The organism is Campylobacter volucris (genome assembly GCF_008011665.1).
In the GTDB taxonomy this organism is placed as follows: domain Bacteria; phylum Campylobacterota; class Campylobacteria; order Campylobacterales; family Campylobacteraceae; genus Campylobacter_D; species Campylobacter_D volucris_A.
Window position 1 is genome coordinate 14895 of sequence record NZ_VOWJ01000030.1, and the last position, 20424, is coordinate 35318.

The following is a 20424-nucleotide window of genomic DNA, read 5'->3' on the forward strand; positions in this document are numbered from 1 at the left end:
AGTGCTTTTTATAAATAAAGAAAATTTAGTTGAAGTAAACAGTGATAAGCCTATAAAAGTAGCAATCAAGGGTGAGTGGAAAGGACATAATAATGGTAGATTTAAGGTGGATGATAAAGATTTAGAATCTATGATTGATAATTTTAAGCAAAAAAAGATTGATTTGGTTATTGATTATGAGCACCAAAGTTTGAAAAATAAAAAAGCTCCAGCTGCAGGTTGGATTAAAGAGCTTTACTTGGAAAATGATGCCTTAATGGCTAAGGCTGAATTTAACGAAGAAGCTAAAAAATATATAGCAAATAAGCAATACCGCTATTTATCCCCTGTGTTTGAATTTAATGCAAAAGACAATAAAAGTGGAGAACTAGTAAGAGCTAAGCTTCACTCAGTCGCACTAACAAATACGCCATTTATTGATGAGCTAGGCGAACTCATTGCGAACAAAAACAATATTCATCAAAACAAAGGAGAGAGAATGGATGAAAAAATCAAAGAGCTAGAATCTCAGATTATAGCTTTAAAAAATGAAAACAGCTCTTTAACCGAGCAAAATGAAGCTTTAAAAAAGCAAAACGAAGAAAGCGTTAAAAACTTGGCGAGTTCTTTAGTTGATAATGCTTTAAGCACTGGCAAAATTGCGAATTGTCAAAAAGAATGGGCATTAACTTATGCTTGTAAAGATTTAGAGGGCTTTAAAAGTTTTTTAAATACTAATAATACCCAAGCTAACGCACAAATTCCAAAAAATAATCTTTTTGCAAACAAAAACACAGCAAAAACTAGTGAGCTTGATGTTGTAAAAATGATGTTAGGAGATTAAAAATGGCTAGAGCTAAAAAAGAAACTGAAAAGTTAGAAAATGAAGACTTGCCTGAAACTTTGTCTTTAGAAGATGAGAGTTCAAGCAGTGAAGAGGCTGTGAGTGAAAATGAAACCGCTAAGGAGCTGATAAACGAAAAAGGAGAAGAAATGCCATCAAAGGTCACACCAAAAAGTTTAAGTAATGATCCTTTAATTGCTATGCCAAAAAGCCTTGAAAGTTTTATCAATAAAGATTTACTTTCAATCAATGCAAAAGTTGAACTTGAAACTAATGAAAGCTTGGCTCTTGGAACGCTTTTAATCAGCGAAGATTTTGGAGAAAGCTTTAAGAAATGTCCAGATGAAGATATTAGTGCAAAAGAAAATATTAAATTAGCAATGCTTAAAGATCACGCTCTAAGCTCTGGAGTTTATGGGGTTTTATTAGCAGGAGAAATCAATTTAAAAGGTGTTCATGCAAGTGCACTTAAAAAAGCTTTTATGCAAAATTTAATTATCAATAATAAGGAGTAAAAATGGATTTAGAGCAACTTTTGGAACTTTTTTCAAGCACAAAAGTAACTGAAGTTATCAATCAAACTAAAGCTTCACCTCGCTTTGTAAGCGATACTTTTTTTAAGGATAAAATACCAAGCCTTGAGAGCACCGTAAGAGTTGAAATTATAAAAGGTGCTGGAATTGTGTTAAATAGCATTTCAGATAATGGGGAACATTCTTTAGAAAATACCAAAGATGCTTTTATTTTAAATATACCTTTACCACGCTTTGCATTAGCAAAAAGAATCAGTGCAAGTGAGATTAATTCTTTAAGGTCTTTGGCTTTGCAAGAAGCTCAGGCTAAAAGCTTAAGTGGGGCTCTTGGGGTTTTGGTTAAAGAAATGAAAGAAAGCTTTAACACTACACTTGAATATATGGCAAACGGTGCTTTATTTGGCAAGATTTTAGATGGCAAAGGAAATGTGCTTTTTGACTTTGGCAGCACAAGCAAGAAAGTTGTTAGCGTTAAAAAAGACGGGAGTGTGACTTTAGGCAGTGTTTGTGATGCAATTGATACGGCAATTATTGATGAATTTGGAACAAGTGCTGATTATGAAGTGCTTTGTGGAAATGAACTTTTTGCGGCTATTTCTAATTTAGCCTTAAGCGAAGATCTTTATAAAAATCATCTTGCAATTAGGGATGATAAAGATAAGTCCTTAATTTTATATGGGGCTAAATATCGCCGCTATAGTGCAAAATATAAAAATACAAATGGAAAAAGCGTTGAATTTTTAAAAGGCACTGAGGGTATGGTTGTACCAAAGGATAATTCTAATCGTATTTATTATACAAGAGCAAACCATACTGATGCTTTAGGAAAAGCACCAAGTTTAATGTTTGTTTCAAAACCTGAAATTTTACCTCGCGGTGCTGGAATTGAAATCGTAGGCGAAATGAGAGCTATGCCAGTTTGCACTAGACCAAATGGGCTTATTAAGCTTGTTTTAGAATAAAACGCACAATTTTAGCTTTAAAAGCAAAAAATGCTTTTAAAGCTAAAAAGATATTAGAAAAAGATTTTAAATGATTTTAACCATATTTTAACCATATTAAAAAAAGGTTTTTAAAATGAATTATCAAGACACTTTAAAAGAAGAACTTATCACAGAAACTAAAATGCATCTTTCTATAATAGATGAAAAAGATTTGATAAAAGAGTTAAGCATTCATGCCATAGCAGAACTTAGCGATTTAAACGCTGATGGAGTTTGTGATAAAGAAGTGATTGATGATGCTATTAATGATGCACAAAGTTATATTGCAAGTTTTATAAAGATACCTAAAAACCCAACTCCACTTTTAAAAGATATTTGTGTAAAGCTTACAATCATGGAATTAAAACGCCGCAATGATTTTCCAAAGGAAAGTTTGAATGAAATTATAGAATGGGCTAATGATTTGCTTTTAAAAATGGCTAATAAAAAAATTCCAACTGAAATTGATGAAGATGAATTTATTCCACAAAACAAAGCTAGGGCGTTTAAACACAAAAGAAGAAGAATGGATTTAAGGAGTATAAATGGCTAGCAATGAGATCAAAGAGCTTGCAAAAGAACTATATATTGCAGGTTTTGATATTTTTAAAATTGCAAAAATTTTAAACCGTAATGAAAAAACTATAAGAAATTACAAAGCAAAAGATGGAGATTGGGATAAGGTTAAAACTAGTCTTTTAACTTCAAAAATTAAAGATAAGGAAAGTGCATCTTTATATGAAAGCTTTACAGATCAAATGTTTCGTGCGATTGAAAATATCAATTCTGATGAAAAAATGAATGCTGAGAAAAAAACTGAAGCTATCGCAAGAATAGGCGATAGTTTTTCAAAAATGAGAAAAGTAGCAAGACTTGAAGATCCAAGTACTTATCGTTTAAATGTCGCTAAAAAGGTAGTTGAAATCATAATAAGCCATTTGAAAAACGATAAAGATTGTGTGAGCAAATTAGTATTGCTTTTAGAAAGTGGCGTGATAGAAAAAGAAATCTTAGCAATGGATGAGTAATGCTTTTTACCAAAGAAGAATTGGATGAGTTTTTAATCTCAAATGAGCTAAAACACGAGAATACTCCAAATGAGCTAAAAGGTGCCATGCAAAGAAAAGACTTTTTAGAATGGATGGATACTCTTAAAAATGAATTAAAAACTCAATTTTTACATGAGAGCCATTTAAACCCTAATCTAAAAGAAGAGAGAATTAAAAAAGCAAGTGTGGATTTTGATTATTTTGCAAGAACTTACTTTCCACATTATTTTACCATCAAAGGTGAATGTGCTTTACATTTGCATTTAAATAAAATTTTTGAAAAATTGGCTCTTAAAAAAGAGAGCAAAGGAGAAAAACATGCTATAGCCGCCCCAAGAGCACATGGTAAATCAACTTATACCTCACAGCTTTTTCCCTTGTGGTGTTTAGTTTTTAACTATAAAAGCTTTATAGTAGAAATCTCAGATGCAGTAGAGCTTATGGAAGGAATGCTTGAAGCTATAAAAGCAGAACTTGAAGATAATCCACATTTAAAACTTGATTTTCCTGAAGTAGTAGGAATTGGTAAGACTTGGCGTGTTGGAGAATTTGTTAGTAATAACGGTGTTAAGGTTAAAGCCTTTGGTAGTGGAAAAAGATTGCGTGGTGTTAGATATGGGGTTAAAAGACCTGATTTGGTTATTTTGGATGATTTAGAAAATGACACCAATGTTAGAAGTAAAGATCAAAGAGATAAATTAGAAGATTGGGTAGATGAGGCTGTTTTAAACTTAGGAAGTGCTGATGGAAAGCTTGATGTGCTTTATATTGGTACAATTTTGCATAATGATAGCGTTCTAGCAAGAAAATTAAAACTTGGTTTTTGGAATCCAAAAGTATTTCGTTCTATTGAAGAATTTCCACAAAGACTTGATTTATGGGATGAGTATGCTACGCTTTATAGAAATAGTGATTTTAAAAGTGCTCATAATTTTTACCTAAAAAATAAAACCTTAATGGATAAAGGCGCTAAAGTTCTTTGGAGTGAGGCTAAAAGCTTAGAAGATTTAATGAAATTAAGAGCTGAAAACCTAAAAGCTTTCAATAAAGAACAGCTTAATAATCCAAGAAGCGAAAACCAAATATTTAATCTTGAAACAATTAATTTTTACAATCACTTGCCACCTATTAGCCAATATTACATGTATATTGATCCAGCAGGAGAGAAAGCAAAAAGTGATTATACAGCAATTACTGTTATTGGTAAAGCTGCAAATGGTTTTTATGTAATAGAAAGTATTGTTAAAATTTTAAAAGCACAAAGTATTATAAAAACTATTTTTAACCTCCAAAAAAATTATAAGTGCCGTTTAATTGAAATTGAAACTAATGGCGGTCAATTTTTCTTAAAAAAATGGATACAAGAAAAAAGTTTAGAGAGTGGAGTGTTCTTACCATTAAGAGGTAAAAATAACAGCACTAGTAAGTTTGAGCGTATTGAAAGTTTAAGCCTTGCCTTTGAAAATGAAGAACTTTTTTTACATAAAAGCCAAAGTATGCTTATAAATCAACTTTTAGAATTTCCAGAGGGTAAAAACGATGATGCACCTGATAGTTTAGCAGGAGCATTTTTATTAGCAAGAACAAAAAGTAGTATTAAAAGAAGAAAACATCATTTTAGCTCTGTTCCAAGAATAAGGCGTTTTTAAAGGAAAAATATGAAAAAAGAAATCAAATCTAAAAGAGAAGTTGTTTTAAAAAACAATAGTCTTATCAACACTCTTATAAACTCAAACTATTTAAATGCGCTTAAAATCAGCGAAAACGATCAAAGAATGATTTTTAAAGATCTAAGTTTTACTCAAGCTCATCAATCACGCAGAAGCGTGATTTTAGCTAAAGAGCTTCAAATCGTTTGCGAAAATGAAAAAATAAAAGAAAGTTTTGAGTATCTTTTCAATCCTGATTTAATAGGTCAAATCTTAGAAACCTATCTTTATGGGCTTAATATCTTTGAAGTCAATTACAAGTTAAAAGATGGTTTTTACTTTCCAATTTTAAAACAAAGAGATTTTAGAAATTTTAGCTTTAATGAAAATGATGAATTAATTTATAATGGTAATGGATATGATGAAATTATCGAAGATAAAAAAGCAATTTATGGGCTTTTTGGATCTAATTTCTTATTTAAAAATGGAGATGCTTTGCTAACTAAACTTTATTTTCCAGTAAAACTTAAAAATGCAAGTTTAAAGTTTTGGATAGAATTTTTAGAAAGGTTTGGCTCTCCTTGGGCTGTTGCAAAGACAGATAGTGATCCTGATGTCTTAGCTAGTGAAATCCATCAAATGCTAAATGGCGATAGTGCCGTTATTGATAAAGAAGAAGAACTTGATTTAATTCAACCAACGGATAAGGCAAATTATAATGAAATTATTGATTATCTTGATAATCAAATAAGAAGTGTAGTTTTAGGAGCTAATTTAAGCTCTCAAGTAAGTGGTGGCTCTTTAGCAGCTGCAGAGTCTCATAATCAAATAAGAAAAGACTTAGCTGCTCAAGATGGACAAATCGTTCTTTTTATTTTAAATCGTGCCATTAAGTTTTTCAAAGAAATCAATAATTTTAAAGATGAGCTTTTTGTGCAATTTTTTAATGAAGCAGAGCCAAAAAATGAGCTTTGCGAAAGGGATTTAAAACTTTTTAATATGGGTTTTTGTTTTGATGAAGAATATATTAAAAGAACCTATAATGTAGATGGAAAGCTTGTTAAAGAAATTTTAACAACTAATGATAAGGATAAAGAAATTTTTGAAAACAAAGCAACTTTAAAAGAAGATTTTGAAGAAGATTTTATAGATAAAGCTTTAGAGCAAAAAGAATATTTACAAGTTGATGAGGCTATGGCAAAATTTTTCAAAGAACAATTTGAAAAAACTATTAAAGAGAGCAAAAATTATGATGAAGTATTTGAAAAACTTCAAGGGAGTTTTTCTAGTCTAAAGCAAGCTGATTTTGAAAAATATCTTTATATGTCTTTAGTTAATTCTAATATCCTGGGATATTTGGAGGATTAAAATGCCAAACGCTAAAATAGGTTTTTTCCAAGAACCAAGTGAAGCTGTTTTATTTTTAAAAAATAAAAAGCCACAAGTTAGCTTTGATTATGATGAGCTTTCACATTCTTCTCATAAAAAAGTTTTTACTATTGCCAAGCTTATAGATGAAAGCTTGTTAAAAGATATACAAGATTCTTTAATAAATGCTATAAAAAATGGAGATAAATTTAGTACTTGGAATAAGATTGCTGAAGAAAAATTAAAAGCTAAGGGTTGGTGGGGTTCAAAAGAAATTATAAATAGAAAAACAGGTGAAATTAAAAAAACCAATTTTAATAGTGCAAGATTAAAAAAGATTTTTGAAGAAAACTCAAGAAAAGCTAAAGCCAAAGCTATCTATGAAAATCAAATGAAAAGCATCAAGCCTTATCTTAAATATTGCACAAAACAAGATTCGCATGTTAGAGATAAGCATAGAGCATTTGATGGCATAGTTTTACATAAAGATGACCCTTTTTGGGATACGCACTATCCACATGTAAACATGCATGATTATGGTTGTAGATGTAAAGTTATAAATCTAGGAGAAAGTGAAGTTAAAGGCTTAAAAACACCACCATCAAGTACTAAAGAAAGTAATTTTAATGGTTTAAATGAAGAAGAGCTTTTAGATGAGCTTTATAAGCAAAAAAACACCGAAGTAATTCAAAATTTCATAAAACTTAACATGCTAAGTATTGCAGCCAAAAAAACAAAAGAAGCTAAGAGTTTTACTCATGAAAAAGAACTCTATACTTGGCAAAAAAGTTTAGATGAAATGATAGATGAAATTATTGTTAATGACAACCAAAAATATCCTATTAATTTCATTCAAGTGGGTAAAATGGATAAAAGCACTAAGGAATTTTTAGAAAAGCTTAACAAAAAAGACTTAGAGGATTTATACTTTACACTTAGCAAAAACAATCTTTTACACGCAAATCCTAAAAGAAAAGCAAACTATAATCAAGCCTTAAGTGTGGATGAAATCAAGCAAATTGTTAAGGTTTTAGATGAAGCAAAAGAGGTTTATTGGGACAAGAAAGAAGAAAGTTTAGTTTATTTTTTTGATGATATAAAAAATAGTAAAAAAGTGAATAAAATCATTATAAGACCTGATTACAAACTAAAAAAATTTGGAAAAACTAATGCGGTTATTACACTTGGGAAAGTGGATAAAGATAGAAAAGGTCTTAAGCACTTAGAAAAAATTAGATAGAGCGGTGGGACTTGCACCCACAATACGATGTGTTCTCGGACTGGTTACCGCACATCCTCAACTACTACATTGCAACCATCAACCCTATCTAACTAAGATAATTTTAGCTTTGCAAAACTAAAAAGGAGTTTAAATGGTTTTAGCTTTAGGAGAATTTGAGTTTAAAGCTTTAAATTTTGATAATTTAGAAAGAAGCTTAGAATACAACATACAAAGTCAAAATAGACTTAATAATCATAATGCTTTATTTGCAAGTTCTAAAGAAAGTGAAAAGATTAAAATACAAGGCAAAACCTTGCCTTTAAAAGGGGATAGAAACACTTACTTAGATAAACTTGAGAATATGGCAAAAGAACAAAAATCTTATATTTTAACAGGGGCTAATGGAAAGTATTATGGTAAGTTTGTGATTTTGGCTTTAAATGAAAATAGAAGTGCATTTGTAGATGGAAGTGGCTTTGTAGCACAAAGCTTTAGTATGGATTTAGAAAGGGACTTTGATGAATAAGATTTATATAGCTAAAAACAATGAAAGGCTTGATAGTATAGTTGATAAACATTATAAAAATTTACGATGTTTTGAGCAGGTATTAATAGCTAATCCAAAATTAGAACCTATTTTAAAAGCAGGAGATAAGATTATTCTACCGCAACTTGAAATCAAAGAGGATAAGGAAAAAGCCTTATGGTAAGAAAACCAAGATTTAAACTTGTTGCAAAAGGAAAAGATGTTACACAAAAGCTTTCTAAAAATATTATCAGTATTTCTTATGAAGATAAAGAAGGTAATGAAAGCGATGAGATTAGCTTAAGCTTTTTTGGGCTTTACTCTAAACCATTGTTTGGGGATAGTTTAGAACTTTGGCTTGGTTTTGAAAAGCTTTTTAAATGTGGAACTTTTAATGTAAATGTTGTGAGCAAAAATTACACTTTAAATACTACAGAAGTAAGGGCTAGTGCTGTTAATTTTAGTGGAAAAAATGACACAAACATAAAAGATAAAAAAACAAGAAGCTTTGAAAATACTACACTTTTTACTATAGCAAATAAATTAGCGAGTGAAAATAGTTTAAAGATAAAAACAAGCGGAGAAGATCAAAATATTGTAAGCATATTACAAAACAATCAAAACAACTTAGAATTTTTATATAAGATTTGTTTTGAATATGGATTTATTTGCATGATTAAAGAAAATACCTTAATCATAACACCAAAAGATGGAAAAATAGGAGATAATGCTGCAAACATTACAAGTAAAAATGAAAAATTACCTTGCTTTGAGATAGCCTTATGTGAATGTAGCTCGTTAGAAATTTCAGAAAGTGGTAGAAATGAATACTCTGCTGTGATAGTAGAGTGGCAAGATATAGATGAAGCAAAGATAAAAAGTATAAAAGTAGGAAGTGGGGAAAATATTTATAAAATGCATATATCACAACCAAAAAGTGATAATGAAGCTTTTAAAAAAGCACAAAGTAAGTTAAATGAGCTTCAAAAAGGTGGGCTAAATGGAAGATGCGAGCTTATAGGAAGAGAAATAAGAGCTGGTGGCAAACTTAAGATTAAAGATATTAATATGGATAATTATGAATTTAGTATTAAAAGCGTGAGTCATAGTTTTAATGACTCAGCTTATATAGTTAGCGTTGAATTTGAAAGCTAAAAAACTATTTTGTGTAAGCCAAATTTGTCTTTTCAATATTGGATATTGACTCTTGGATATTAAATATCGAAAAATTGATTTTTCTAAACATATTAGATATAGAAATAAGTATAAAGATAATTACATAATTATACCAATAGGCTGTTGCATTAATTTTTAAATAGCTAGTCGTTAAAATTTTAATAGCTTCTTCTTCTTCTTTGGTAAGTTTAATATGCTTCTTATTATTTATATTTTTATATTTTTTAAACATAAAGCAATAAATACTAAAAAAAGATAAAGAATCTTTAATCATTTTTTCTGTTAGCATTACTATGGCTTCGTTCTTAGAATTTAAGAGCCTTTCAAATTCTGGTTTGAATTTTTGAAATTCTTCACTTGCTGCTATCAAAGAAAGCGAAAATAAACCAAAAGCTATTGTTAAGATAAGAGCTAAGATAATCATGATTTCTCCTTTCTTTTTTTATGAGAATTACGCTTTACGCTTTTGTTGTTTTTTGTTTTAAAAATTTTAACAAGAGTAAAACAGAATATTGCAATTATAATTATTATAAATATAATACAAGCATGATTTTGTATAACCTGACCTAATGCATTATCAGTTTGATTAAAATCACCACCATCAAGTTTTACTATATTATATTCTGTCATTATTCTTAATCCAAATTAATATATTAAAATATATACATATATATTCTAATATATTTTTGCAAAATTTACAATAAATATTATAAGTTTAATTGATTTTTATTATCAAAATAGTCTAAGTTAAAACAAGCTTGGTTCTAAATTTTCTCTTAATTCTTTAGTGATTAAATACACAGCATTTAAGCTTAAATCATATTTTTTGGCACATTCTACACTTGCATTTTTGGTGGTTAAACCTTGTTTTATAAGTGTTTTAAAATCTTGTTTTAATTCTTCATCTCTCATTAAAGTCTTGTAGCTTGGGATATAAATATTTCCACCACCAAATTCTTTTAAAATCTCACGCTTGTCATTATTTTTCACAAAATCAATAAAATAATCAAAATATTCATTATTAGAGAGCACATTAAGCCTTAAATAAAGATTTTTAAAATTTTATCTAAAAAAATAAAATTTGGTAAATTGAGATTATAATTACATTTTTATATAAAGGAAAAACAATGAAAAAACTCTTATTTATTTTATTATTCTCATCTTTATCTTTATTAGCTAGTGATAATTTTAATCAAAGTAAGAAAGAATTGGTTGAACTATATGAGAGCTTAGGTAGTGCTTATCAATATGATTTTTATTGTAATACCCCATTTAAAGCAAATAAAAAAGGAAAATACACTAAGTTTGAAGTAGTTAAAAGTGATTTATACACTCCACGCAATGAATATACTAAAAAAGGTAAAATAAATCAAAGAGCAAAACGCATAGAATGGGAACATATTATGCCTGCACAAAACTTTGGCAAACATTTACCTTGTTGGAGAGAAGGCGGTAGAAAAGCTTGTCAAAATGATCCAACTTTTGCAAAAATGGAAGCTGATAAGCAAAACCTAGTTCCTGCCATAGGTGAGATTAATGGTGATAGAAGTAATTTTAGATATGCTGAGGCTCCTTTGAATTTAAAATATACTCAATATGGAAATTGCAAAGTATATACAGACTTTAAAGCAAAAAGATTTTACCCTGCTAATTATTCTAAAGGCTATATTGCAAGAAGTTATTTATATATGAGTAAAACATATAATATTAAATTATCAGATCAAGAAAGAAAACTTATGGAAGCTTGGGATAAACAATATCCTATGAGTGAAAAGGAAAAAAGAATTAGATCTTTACTCTAATTCTTTGCAAGTATTTTCTATAAGCTCATCTATATCAATAACTAAGCTTTTGTCGTTTTCTTCTAAGCTCTCATCAATCCTTTCTCTTATAATACAAATTACATTGAGCAAAATACCAAATTCTTTATCGGTTTTAATTTGATGAGTAGTTCCATTATGTATTATTTCAATACTTGTTCTTTTGGCAGCAAAGGTAATTTGCGAATGTTTTTCTATGCCTAATGTTAAAAAAAGCTCTTTATCATAAGAATGTATTTCTAAAATCATTTTAATCTCCTTTTGTTTTGATGAGACAACATTAGCTTCGCTTAGCTGAATGTGTGCTGTTGTTTTCTAAATTTTTAAGCCCTAAAATGACTTTATTAGCATCTTTTATACTTAAATACCAAAGATGTAAAGGTCGCTTTTTAATAATATTATTAATAAACTCTCTTAAAGCCCATTGTGTAGGATTTTTAGCATTTTTACTCCAAATAGCTTGTATCATATTAAGCTGTTTTTTTGTAGCCCTTCCATTTTTGGTATTTTCATTTTTAAAATACCTTGTTTTTTTAGTGTTTTTTAAGAACTTTTCATCATACCCCAAAGCTATAGCAAAATCTCTAAGTTCCTCAATGCTTAAATCTTTGGATGAGCTTTTACCATACCTTTTATTTAATATCCAGCGATAGCTTTCATCATCACTTAAATGAGCATCTTTTCTTAGAGTATGAATTATTTTTATAAGTTGTTTTTTAAGATTTTGCATTCAAATCCTTTTTAATATTGTTTTTTATAACAACTTGAAGTTCTAAAAATTTTTCTTTTAAAATATTATCGTGAATATGAAAGTTTCCTGTGCTTTTTTCAATAAAGATTTCTTTTTTAAAAACTTCTTTTTCTTGCATGTTTTTTAAAATTATAAGCTCTGCTTTTATATCCTTAAAAATAAGCATATAATTCTTATAAAAAAGTTCAAAATTTTGTTTGTAAATAATTCTTAATTGGGCTTTTATCAATTCTTTTTTTGCGTTAAATTCCATTAAAGCAGTGGTATTTGTAAAATAAAAAACCAAAATTTTATTTTTTATCACAGCCTGTTTAAAGAATTTTTGTATTAAAAATTTTTCTAAACTTTGTCTAGACATATTTTGTAAGGCTTGATAAGCTCTTAATTTTATAAAAAACACACTTTCATCATTAAAAGACTTTGAAGTAAGAAATTTCACAAACCATCCTTTAAAAACTCAATCAAGCCCATTGATTTAATGGGCTTTGTTAAATTCTTATATTTTGATTTTTACTAAATTATCCTTGTATATATCTATAAGAAGTTTTAATTCTTGTTGTTGAATTTCTAATCGCTTAATGCTTTCTTCTTGTAGTTGTAAATTTAATTCTAATGCTTGTAAGTTTAACATCAAAAGCTCTTTTTGTTTTTTACTATAGTGATAATTTAAAACCAAAGCTATTATAAAAAGAACTATAAACAAAATATACCACTCATTAAAAACAATACCTTTTATATCCATTTTACCCTCCTATATTAATCTTCATTTATATTTTTAACTATTTCTTGCCATTCTTTATCGCTTTTGAAAATGCTAATTAACTCGTTTAAAAGCTCTATAGCTTCGTTATTATTTAGTATTTTGAATAAAGTTTTTATTCTTTTTTTGGTGCTAATTCTGCCAACTTTTCTAAAGAACTCTTCTTGCTGGTCATTATCTAAATTATTAAAAAGTTCTATGATTTCATAAAGAGAGACAAGCTCCAAATCATCCACACTAATCTTTGCATTTACATACATTCTCATCCTTTTGTTTTAATTTAAGCTTTAAAAACTTAATCAAGCCCATTAAATCAATGGACTTTGTTAAATTTTAAAAATCTAATAACACCGCTTGGATCAATATCTTTATCTTTAATAGTAAAATTTTCTAATTCACTCTGATATAAAACCCAAGCAACAATATTGCTAAGTTTCATTTTTCAATCTCCAAACTTTCAATACGAGGTTCTATTCTAAAATTATCTTTTACCATTCTTTTAAGACCAAGTTTTACTAAAGTGCTATCTTCAAGTCCTACAATAGCATCTTTATTAAGCTCTTCTTTGTAGCTAATACATTCATTAAGCCCATAACTTTTAAAAGCTTTTACAAGAGCTTCTAGCTTTTCTTTTACTCTTGGTAAAGGCACACTCTCGCTTATACGATAGCCAATTTTTCCAAAGGTAAATTCTTTAGATCTTTTTTCAGCAAATTCATGCTTGTTGTTTTCACAAAAGGTGCTAATACATTGTTCCATATATTTAAGCTCATCGTTTAAAACTTTAATTTTACCCGCATGAGCTTCTTTGATTTCATTGCAAGCTAAAGTTACATCACCATTAATCTTTTCTATCTTTACACTTAATTCAGCTATTTTTTTAAGCGCTAAATTGACATCTTCAAAACTTTTTATTTCCATTTATTCTCCTTTAAATTGTATTTTCTAATTTGGTAATCCCAAAGAACCACGCCATACCTTAAAAGTATCGCGTGTTTAATTCTTTTTCTAACTACTCTCAAGCCCTTTTTATAAGGGCAAATCCAATGTTAATTCTTTAATACCAAGCTTTTTAGCTAGTGCTAATTCTTCTTGCATACCTTGTGAATACTTAGCATCTTCATGAGTACTCATATAAATATAATCACTTGCTTTTAAAAGCTCTAATCCCATTTTTAAAGCTATTTCTCTGTGCTTTTCTTCATCTAAATAGCTAAATTGTAAAATAGGTGAAACAGGTGTAAAGCCTTCACATTCACGCATGATTTTTAAGCATTCTTGCGTTGCTATGCTAATAGCTTGTGCTTTTCTTTGACTTTCTCTTACAGCTAAAGCTTTATAAGGGGAAGCTATATAAACTATTGCCATGAATTTTCCTTTCTAATAAATTTAAGTTTTAAAAAACTTAATCAAGGTGCTTTAATTAAGCACCTTTGTTAAGCTTTTTGCTCTTTTCATGATTAATTATTTTTAAGGCAATATGATCAGGATAGATTCCTTTTAAAATATCCACAAATGCGCCATTTTCTTTGTAAATAATACTCGCGCCTTTTACCTCATATAAAGAAGCGCTATAATCAGCTCTTTCGCCTCTAATCATTCTTCTCATTTTCTTTCTCCTTGCATTAAATTTTCTTTTTTTACTCTTTGCTCTTCTAAAGCTTCTAAGGTACCCATAATCTCTCTCCATTTTTCTTTGTTTTTTGGATGAGCTAGCTTTTTTAAGGCAGATTTATATATTTGTCCAACTCTAACTCTTGAGATATTTAATTCCCTAGCTATTTCTTCAAAATTCATTCTTAACCTAATAGTAAATATCCAGCTGCAGCTTCAATATGCTTTATTTCTATACTTTTACCATCAGCAAAATCACTAGCTCTTTTTAAAAGCTTTTCGCTTTTTCTAAAATTACCTCTAGCTAGATTAAAAACCAAATCTATTGCTTTTTTATCTACTAAGGAAAAATAATCACAAAGTGCTTTTAAATCATCATTTTTTAAGCCCTCTTTGTTTTGATAGCAAAGTCCTTTTAATTCCCATTTTGCACCAATTCTAGAGCTAAGCTGTCCATATTCGTTATAATCATTTCTACCAACACCTGTAAGATTGTTTTTAAGCTTTTTAGTTCCTACTAAAATTAAAGCGGTGTTTGAAAAATCATATATGCGTCTTAAGCACTCAAGTGCTCTAAAAGGTAAGTGTTCGCTCTCATCTATAATTAAAACTTTTGAAGTTCTTGCTAACTCACTAGCAATGCCTCTAATCTTATCATCAAGTGAGCCTTTAAAACACACATTAAGTTTGTTTTCAAGACCGCTTAAAAGCATTCTTTTGCTAGTTTCAGTAGTAGCTTCAAACAAAACTACTCTTGTGCCATTTTTATTAGCATATTCTTTAATGGCTCTACTTTTGCCAGTTCCTGCTTCGCCTATGATAACCCCCATTTCACGATTACACATAGCATTTTCTATAGTTACATTAATTGCTTTTACATCTTTTGTAACTATAAAAGGTGTTTGTAGTTCTTTAATGCTCTTTTCTTCTACGAAGCTTTTTATATACTTTTCAAGCAATGGTTCTACTTTAGTAGCATATTTATAAGCACTACCTTCTTTCATGTATCCAACCATATAGCTTTTATTAATACCTAAACGATCAGCTAAGTTGTTTTGAGAGATGTTTTGTGTATTTAAAAATCTCTTTGTTTGTTCAACTAAATCCATTTTTCATCCTTTTGTTTTTTGCTAAGTTTTTAGATTTTAAAAACTCTTTAAAACTTGAATTAATCAAGCTTTAAACAATTTTTAACCAGCAAAATATTTTCTATCCATAAAAGCTTCCATGTCAAATTCGCTTTCATTATTTGTAGTTTCTTTTTTAGAGTTTAAAATAAGCTCATCAGCACTGGTATCATTTTTAATTTTTTCAAGTTTTCTTTGTGTTGCTAAATTTTCTTTAGCAAGTGATTTTTGTTGCACTTCTTTAGCTTTTATAAGTGAGTTTTCAAAAGCAACTTGTAGATCTTGTAAGTCTTGTTTAATATTAAGTTTAGTAAAAGCTGCAATTTCATCTTTTTTAAGTACTTCTTTGATAGCTTTAACTTCGCTTTCATAGCCTTTTTTAAGTATTTTAAAGCTTTCTTTGCTAAGTTTAGCAATACTTTCATCAAGCGCTAAGCAAATAAATTTTCCCATCATATCATAGATGAAAAGCTCTTTGATGTTATCGATATTTTGTACACATTTAACCTTTGTTCCAACACTTGGCATTAAGGCACTTTTATAAACTCTACCTTCAAAGTTAATACCTTTTTTGCCAACAACCCTAAGCTCTTTATTTCCTGCATTAAATAAAAATTCTTCATAAGATATTTTTACTATAGCTCTATCACATGAGTTCCAAAGTTCAAGTGGTGTTTTAACGCCTTTTTTGCGACGCACTTTAGACATATTCCATTTAATTACTTCAGCTTCTAAAAATTCACAAGCCTCATTAAAGGTATGAAGTAATTTTTGATTAGTCTTTTTAGCAAAACCATACTCATCTTTAGCATGTCGTTCTTTTTTAGGAGTTTTTTGCTCAATTGCTTCTCTTTTAGCTAAATTTGATCCTATTGCTCCATGAAATAAAGAAATACCAGCATGTTGAAGTGTTCCAAATCTTCTTTCAACTAAAGCCTTTTGTTCTCCTGCATAAGCAATAGCTGCATCATAAGTTATATTAAGACCATCAAGTAAGCTTTGAAAATCTTTTGAAAGATAATCTTTACCATTATCCCCTTTAATCATATCAGGCTTACCAAACTTATCTATAGCTTTCCATAAAAGGCGTATTAAGCTTAAAGAATTAGATTTTTTTACTAAAGTAGCTACTCCTATACCACTAAAGACATCAACGACACTTAAAATGTGAGGGCGAAAAGGTTCTAGTGTTCCATCATCTCTTACTATAAAATCAGCTGGAGAGCTATCGATTTGCCAACACATATTTTTCATATCACAAAGCTCTCTTTGATTGCCAAGTGCAGGTAGAAATTTAGATTTTGCACGATCTAAGCCTTGAGTGATAATACAATGTTCTAATGGTTTATCTTTATAGTAGTTTTTGATGAAATTTTGCAAAGTTTTTACACTAAAAAGTGGTTTTACCTCTCCTAAATCAAAACCTATAAAATCATAGTTTTCTTTTTGTGCCGCCTCTTTGTGAATTTTCCACCAAAGTTCAGTAAAATAAAACCCCCCCGCCGCAAAGGAGCGATACTCTCTTAAAGCATACTCTTGTATCCAAGTGCTAAGTTTTGTTTTATCTTTGCGGTGAAGTCCGCGAGTGTCGATAAGACCTAGAATGCCATTTTCTTTATACGCTTTACGCATTCTAAAAAATTCTATTTTAGAAATATGTGATATCTCTAAAGCTCTTTTTTGCTTTAATCCACCTTCAATATATTTTTCTACTTGTTTAAGTAATTTTACTTTATTTCTTGCATTTTCTTTGATTTCATCACTTAAATTTTCAAACTTTATATTTAAAACAGCCAAATCACTATTTTTTGGCTCTGTTAAACATAAACTATTTTCTTTAATAATGTTGTTTTCAGTATTATTACTTATAACATTATTTAAGTCTACCTTTTGCATTTTTTCATTAAAAATCAAAATATCATTAGTGATTAATTCTTGATTAAAAGCGGTTAAAAGCTGTTCTTTGCTTATTTTAAATAGTAGTTTTTTGCCACCTCTGCCACCATTAGCATTATTTACTTTTAACCATTCGTATTTATTTGATTTTCTAGCTACTGCAAGTCTTAAGGCACCTTCGCTTACATTAAAAACTTGTGAAGCTTCTTTGGTTTCTAAGAAATAATTCACGCACAAGCCTTAGGTAGCTTATTAATGATTTTAAGTTCTAAAAGTTTTTTATAAACTGCTTTCGTGTTGGCTTTTGCTTTATATTTTTCAGAGTAAAGTCCATTAACCACACGAAATAAGCTCATATAATCTAGATTGTGTTTTTGTGCGAACTTTTTAAGATTAATACCATTGTCTTCAAAATATTGTTTTAACAAAACACATCCTTTAATTTGTAATTTTTATTTCAAATTGATATTTTTTAAGATACAATTTGTAAATAATTTTTCAAATTATAAGTAATTTTACTTAAAAAGTCAAGTATTTTTACATAAACACTTTTAAGGTTTAAAAATGGAAAAAAAAGAGCAATTACTGCAAGAAATGATAGATTTTTACAATGTTAAAGATAAATTTGAGTTAGCTAAACATTTAAAACTATCTAAAGAATCTGCGCATAATTGGCCTAGTAGATTAAGCAAAAAACATATTTTAATTTATGAAAAAGACAAAGAAATTAAAAAATCAAGTAAAAATACTGAAGAAAAAAATATAATAAATGATGATATTGTTTTAATTCCGTTTTATAAAGATAGTTCTGCTTCGGCTGGTTTTGGTTCTATCAATTATGAGAATTCTGTGCAACATATTCCATTCAATAAGCAAGATTTAAGACTTATGTTCAATATTCAGGGATTTTTAAAAATAGGTATTATTCCTGTAATAGGAGATAGTATGCATCCTACAATTAAAGAAGGCGAAATGATAGTTTTTCAAGATGATGGTTCTATGATTGAAGGTGGAATTTATGTAATAGAGCATCAAAATGAAGTTTTTGTAAAAAGATTAAGAAAGAGACCCTTATCTTTAATTAGTGATAATGAAAATTATCCACCTATTACTATAGAAGAGAATGAGGAAATTAAAATTATAGGTAGAGTGGTTGGAACTTATGATTTAAATTATAGAAGATTATAAGATTATATTTAAGTTTAAGCTTTATAGAAAAATAAAATGTAACCAAAAAGTATCATTTTATTTTTCTATGGTTGCATTTTATTTTTCCGCCGACAAAAAACACTATGGTATAAAATATACTTTGGTTTTGGGTATGAACTTTGTATTTTTAAGTGTTCTTTATTTAATGGTTCCCTTATAATTTTTCTAGCATTGGAAAAATAATTTTTTGAAAATTTATTACTTGTCCAATAAGTTTTATCACTAACATATAAAAATATATTTTTAAACAAAATATCGATATATGTTCCATGATATCTAGTAAAATCAATTTCTTTGCCAAAACCTATAAGTCTAAAAATATTTCCAAAAAAATTAACAAAAGAAGAATTATCTAACACAAAATCGATACTCCAAGGGGCTATTTTTGCACATAAATTTGCCAGATATCCTCCATATGAATTTCCAAACAAAATTGTTCTAATACCCCCCCCCCATTATTTTAAAAGGAAGATTAGCTTTTATATATAAAATAGCATTAATTATATCCATTGCTTGCATAATGCCAAAATTTTGATATTCATTTTTAGATGGTAAAAAACTTACATGTGTTTTGAGTTTATAGTTTTGATCTAATTTTTTATCTATTTTTAATTTTTCTATTTCTTGATCTATACCTATAAAAGTATTGTTTAATTCTTCGTAAGAATGTATACCAAAAGCATTTATATGGTTTAAATTTATAGCCTTTAAACTAGCATCTAAAATCAATTTATCTATATCATCTAAATAAAAACTAGAGCCTAAATGTGGTCTATTTCCAACACAATGATAATTTATATTTATAATAGCTACTTCATAATTTCTAGCTAAATAATCATCAACATAAATATAATCATTCATATCTTCAGCACCACCTGGTATGATGCATATTATAGCTTTTATAGTTTTTGTATCATCATAGCTTAATTTAAATTCTAGTAAAGATTCTCTTTTTATATTTAATTCTACATCATCACAAGAATTGATTTCATAAGTTTTATTGATTATCATTGTTAGTCTTTTGAATGTCTAATAATATTTTATCATCCTCTTCTTTAAAAGTATAAGTTAAATCATCACATTTATATGAAATTTCTTTTTTACACGATTTATCTTGTAAAGGTTCTTTTAAAATTTCATTTAAATGCTTTTTTATTAAAGTTTTAATTGACATACCCATACCATGTTCTAAATTCTTTATAAATTTTCCATCTATATCTTTTTCACTTATTATCTTGATAAGATCAACATCAAAACTTAATTTTTTTAAAATACTAAACAATTCTTCTTTATCTTCAAAAGGGGCAATTTCTATATCAAATTTAGAATGATAAAAAATATATTTTGGTTTTGGATAAAAACTTTGAGTTTTTAAGTGTTCTTCTACTAATATATCTCTAATCATTCTTCTAGCATTGGAAAAATAATAAGGAGATTGTTTGTTTGTAGTCCAATGGGTTTTATCAAAACAGCAAAGCTTAATATTATTAAAAAAATGAAAAGTTGCAAAACAAGGATATTTAATATAGTCAATCTCTTTGCCAAATCCTATAACTCTCCATATCTTCTTAAAACATACATAAGAAGAATTATCTACAATATAGTCAATATTCCAAGGAGCTATTTTAGCACATAAATTAGCTAAATATCCTCCATGAGAAGAACCTACCAAAATAGTCTTTATATCCCAACTCATAATTTTAAAAGGAAGATTAGCTTTTATATATAAAATAGCATTAATTATATCCATTGCTTGCATAATGCCAAAATTTTGATATTCATTTTTAGTGGGTTGAATGGTTGTACTTAAATCCAAATAATAATCTTTATCAAATTCTAAATTATTTTTCATATCAGTAATTTTTTTATTAAGATAATCCATAGCAGGATAAAATTCTTCAAAAGTATTTAGTTTTTG

32 protein-coding genes are annotated in these 20424 nt (G+C 28.3%); 13 read left to right on the forward strand and 19 right to left on the reverse strand.

All coding sequences use genetic code 11. The annotated features are described in order from the left end of the window. Position 1: 1 nt before the first annotated feature. The 11 genes from FPD38_RS05845 to FPD38_RS05895 all read left to right on the forward strand — a co-directional run bounded on the left by FPD38_RS05845 (position 2) and on the right by FPD38_RS05895 (position 9308). Positions 2-823, forward strand: a complete 822-nt coding sequence (locus tag FPD38_RS05845; RefSeq protein WP_147555803.1) for a phage protease — start codon at positions 2-4, stop codon at positions 821-823. A gap of 2 nt (positions 824-825) precedes the next feature. Further along, on the forward strand, positions 826-1338 hold the full coding sequence (locus FPD38_RS05850; protein WP_147555804.1) for a hypothetical protein: 513 nt from the start codon (positions 826-828) through the stop codon (positions 1336-1338). Positions 1339-1340: 2 nt separating this feature from the next. Beyond that, positions 1341-2318, forward strand: coding sequence for a major capsid protein (locus FPD38_RS05855; RefSeq protein ID WP_147555805.1), 978 nt, complete (start codon positions 1341-1343; stop codon positions 2316-2318). A gap of 115 nt (positions 2319-2433) precedes the next feature. Further along, positions 2434-2892 carry a phage protein Gp36 family protein gene (locus tag FPD38_RS05860; RefSeq protein ID WP_147555806.1) on the forward strand — a complete coding sequence of 153 codons (459 nt, stop codon included), beginning with the start codon at positions 2434-2436 and terminating at the stop codon, positions 2890-2892. Next, positions 2885-3367, forward strand: a complete 483-nt coding sequence (locus tag FPD38_RS05865; RefSeq protein WP_039663924.1) for a DUF1804 family protein — start codon at positions 2885-2887, stop codon at positions 3365-3367. The genes FPD38_RS05860 and FPD38_RS05865 overlap by 8 nt, the downstream gene beginning before the upstream one ends. Continuing rightward, a complete protein-coding gene (gene terL, locus FPD38_RS05870) occupies positions 3367-5037 on the forward strand; it encodes a phage terminase large subunit (protein WP_147555807.1) in 1671 nt (556 codons plus the stop codon). The genes FPD38_RS05865 and terL overlap by 1 nt, the downstream gene beginning before the upstream one ends. Before the next feature lie 9 nt (positions 5038-5046). Continuing rightward, the gene (locus FPD38_RS05875; RefSeq protein ID WP_147555808.1) at positions 5047-6405 is read left to right on the forward strand and encodes a phage portal protein family protein; all 1359 of its coding nucleotides are present in this window, start codon (positions 5047-5049) and stop codon (positions 6403-6405) included. Position 6406: 1 nt separating this feature from the next. After that, positions 6407-7645: a phage head morphogenesis protein gene (locus tag FPD38_RS05880; RefSeq protein WP_147555809.1), complete on the forward strand. Its 1239-nt coding sequence runs from the start codon at positions 6407-6409 to the stop codon at positions 7643-7645. Positions 7646-7778: 133 nt separating this feature from the next. Then, a complete protein-coding gene (locus FPD38_RS05885; protein WP_002793898.1) occupies positions 7779-8153 on the forward strand; it encodes a phage tail protein in 375 nt (124 codons plus the stop codon). Continuing rightward, positions 8146-8337 (forward strand): tail protein X, encoded by a 192-nt coding sequence (locus tag FPD38_RS05890; RefSeq protein WP_147555810.1) that lies wholly within the window; start codon positions 8146-8148, stop codon positions 8335-8337. Before FPD38_RS05885 ends, FPD38_RS05890 begins: the two co-directional genes overlap by 8 nt. Beyond that, a complete protein-coding gene (locus FPD38_RS05895) occupies positions 8331-9308 on the forward strand; it encodes a phage late control D family protein (RefSeq protein WP_147555811.1) in 978 nt (325 codons plus the stop codon). Before FPD38_RS05890 ends, FPD38_RS05895 begins: the two co-directional genes overlap by 7 nt. A gap of 4 nt (positions 9309-9312) precedes the next feature. Here FPD38_RS05895 and FPD38_RS05900 read toward each other — a convergent pair whose 3' ends face one another. The 3 genes from FPD38_RS05900 to FPD38_RS05910 form a co-directional block, all read right to left on the reverse strand. After that, complete coding sequence (locus FPD38_RS05900; RefSeq protein WP_147555812.1) at positions 9313-9753, reverse strand: hypothetical protein; 441 nt, start codon at positions 9751-9753, stop codon at positions 9313-9315. Next, positions 9750-9959, reverse strand: coding sequence for a hypothetical protein (locus FPD38_RS05905; RefSeq protein WP_147555813.1), 210 nt, complete (start codon positions 9957-9959; stop codon positions 9750-9752). Before FPD38_RS05905 ends, FPD38_RS05900 begins: the two co-directional genes overlap by 4 nt. A 117-nt stretch (positions 9960-10076) precedes the next feature. Beyond that, positions 10077-10361: a Mor transcription activator family protein gene (locus FPD38_RS05910; protein ID WP_147555814.1), complete on the reverse strand. Its 285-nt coding sequence runs from the start codon at positions 10359-10361 to the stop codon at positions 10077-10079. 95 nt (positions 10362-10456) lie between these two features. Here FPD38_RS05910 and FPD38_RS05915 point away from each other — a divergent pair, with 95 nt between their 5' ends. Continuing rightward, positions 10457-11131 (forward strand): endonuclease, encoded by a 675-nt coding sequence (locus tag FPD38_RS05915; protein ID WP_147555815.1) that lies wholly within the window; start codon positions 10457-10459, stop codon positions 11129-11131. On the opposite strand, the gene FPD38_RS05920 is transcribed toward FPD38_RS05915, so the two are convergent. From FPD38_RS05920 to FPD38_RS05970, 13 genes are all read right to left on the reverse strand, one after another. Beyond that, on the reverse strand, positions 11123-11398 hold the full coding sequence (locus FPD38_RS05920; RefSeq protein WP_039663951.1) for a hypothetical protein: 276 nt from the start codon (positions 11396-11398) through the stop codon (positions 11123-11125). The two genes, FPD38_RS05915 and FPD38_RS05920, sit on opposite strands and share 9 nt — an antisense overlap. 31 nt (positions 11399-11429) lie before the next feature. Then, the gene (locus tag FPD38_RS05925; protein WP_261798308.1) at positions 11430-11879 is read right to left on the reverse strand and encodes a phage protein GemA/Gp16 family protein; all 450 of its coding nucleotides are present in this window, start codon (positions 11877-11879) and stop codon (positions 11430-11432) included. Continuing rightward, positions 11866-12339 carry a hypothetical protein gene (locus tag FPD38_RS08165; RefSeq protein WP_187153111.1) on the reverse strand — a complete coding sequence of 158 codons (474 nt, stop codon included), beginning with the start codon at positions 12337-12339 and terminating at the stop codon, positions 11866-11868. Before FPD38_RS08165 ends, FPD38_RS05925 begins: the two co-directional genes overlap by 14 nt. A 57-nt stretch (positions 12340-12396) precedes the next feature. Further along, on the reverse strand, positions 12397-12642 hold the full coding sequence (locus tag FPD38_RS05930) for a hypothetical protein (RefSeq protein ID WP_043019829.1): 246 nt from the start codon (positions 12640-12642) through the stop codon (positions 12397-12399). A 14-nt stretch (positions 12643-12656) separates the two neighbouring features. Then, complete coding sequence (locus FPD38_RS05935; protein WP_147555816.1) at positions 12657-12920, reverse strand: hypothetical protein; 264 nt, start codon at positions 12918-12920, stop codon at positions 12657-12659. A gap of 53 nt (positions 12921-12973) precedes the next feature. Next, positions 12974-13099: a hypothetical protein gene (locus FPD38_RS08335; protein WP_256378661.1), complete on the reverse strand. Its 126-nt coding sequence runs from the start codon at positions 13097-13099 to the stop codon at positions 12974-12976. After that, positions 13096-13581, reverse strand: coding sequence for a host-nuclease inhibitor Gam family protein (locus tag FPD38_RS05940; RefSeq protein WP_147555817.1), 486 nt, complete (start codon positions 13579-13581; stop codon positions 13096-13098). Before FPD38_RS05940 ends, FPD38_RS08335 begins: the two co-directional genes overlap by 4 nt. A gap of 108 nt (positions 13582-13689) precedes the next feature. Next, complete coding sequence (locus tag FPD38_RS05945; protein ID WP_147555818.1) at positions 13690-14028, reverse strand: DUF7768 domain-containing protein; 339 nt, start codon at positions 14026-14028, stop codon at positions 13690-13692. 55 nt (positions 14029-14083) lie between these two features. After that, positions 14084-14269 (reverse strand): hypothetical protein, encoded by a 186-nt coding sequence (locus FPD38_RS05950; RefSeq protein ID WP_139452520.1) that lies wholly within the window; start codon positions 14267-14269, stop codon positions 14084-14086. After that, positions 14266-14457, reverse strand: a complete 192-nt coding sequence (locus tag FPD38_RS05955; protein ID WP_147555819.1) for a sigma factor-like helix-turn-helix DNA-binding protein — start codon at positions 14455-14457, stop codon at positions 14266-14268. The genes FPD38_RS05950 and FPD38_RS05955 overlap by 4 nt, the downstream gene beginning before the upstream one ends. Positions 14458-14459: 2 nt before the next feature. After that, entirely contained in the window at positions 14460-15383 is a 924-nt protein-coding gene (locus FPD38_RS05960; RefSeq protein ID WP_147555820.1) for an AAA family ATPase, read from the reverse strand. An 81-nt stretch (positions 15384-15464) separates the two neighbouring features. Beyond that, positions 15465-17528: a DDE-type integrase/transposase/recombinase gene (locus tag FPD38_RS05965; RefSeq protein WP_147555821.1), complete on the reverse strand. Its 2064-nt coding sequence runs from the start codon at positions 17526-17528 to the stop codon at positions 15465-15467. Continuing rightward, the gene (locus FPD38_RS05970) at positions 17525-17725 is read right to left on the reverse strand and encodes a hypothetical protein (RefSeq protein ID WP_147555822.1); all 201 of its coding nucleotides are present in this window, start codon (positions 17723-17725) and stop codon (positions 17525-17527) included. Before FPD38_RS05970 ends, FPD38_RS05965 begins: the two co-directional genes overlap by 4 nt. 136 nt (positions 17726-17861) lie before the next feature. On the opposite strand from FPD38_RS05970, the gene FPD38_RS05975 reads away from it, so the two are divergent. Further along, positions 17862-18485 carry a S24 family peptidase gene (locus FPD38_RS05975; protein WP_147555823.1) on the forward strand — a complete coding sequence of 208 codons (624 nt, stop codon included), beginning with the start codon at positions 17862-17864 and terminating at the stop codon, positions 18483-18485. Positions 18486-18550: 65 nt separating this feature from the next. Here the strand turns inward: FPD38_RS05975 and FPD38_RS08340 are convergent, their stop codons facing one another. The 3 genes from FPD38_RS08340 to FPD38_RS05985 form a co-directional block, all read right to left on the reverse strand. After that, positions 18551-18937 carry a DUF2920 family protein gene (locus FPD38_RS08340; protein WP_261798309.1) on the reverse strand — a complete coding sequence of 129 codons (387 nt, stop codon included), beginning with the start codon at positions 18935-18937 and terminating at the stop codon, positions 18551-18553. 7 nt (positions 18938-18944) lie between these two features. Further along, positions 18945-19517 carry a DUF2920 family protein gene (locus FPD38_RS08345; protein ID WP_261798310.1) on the reverse strand — a complete coding sequence of 191 codons (573 nt, stop codon included), beginning with the start codon at positions 19515-19517 and terminating at the stop codon, positions 18945-18947. Further along, positions 19504-20424 (reverse strand): DUF2920 family protein (locus FPD38_RS05985; protein WP_147555824.1); only part of this gene is annotated, 921 nt, incomplete at its 5' end. The genes FPD38_RS05985 and FPD38_RS08345, both read right to left, overlap by 14 nt.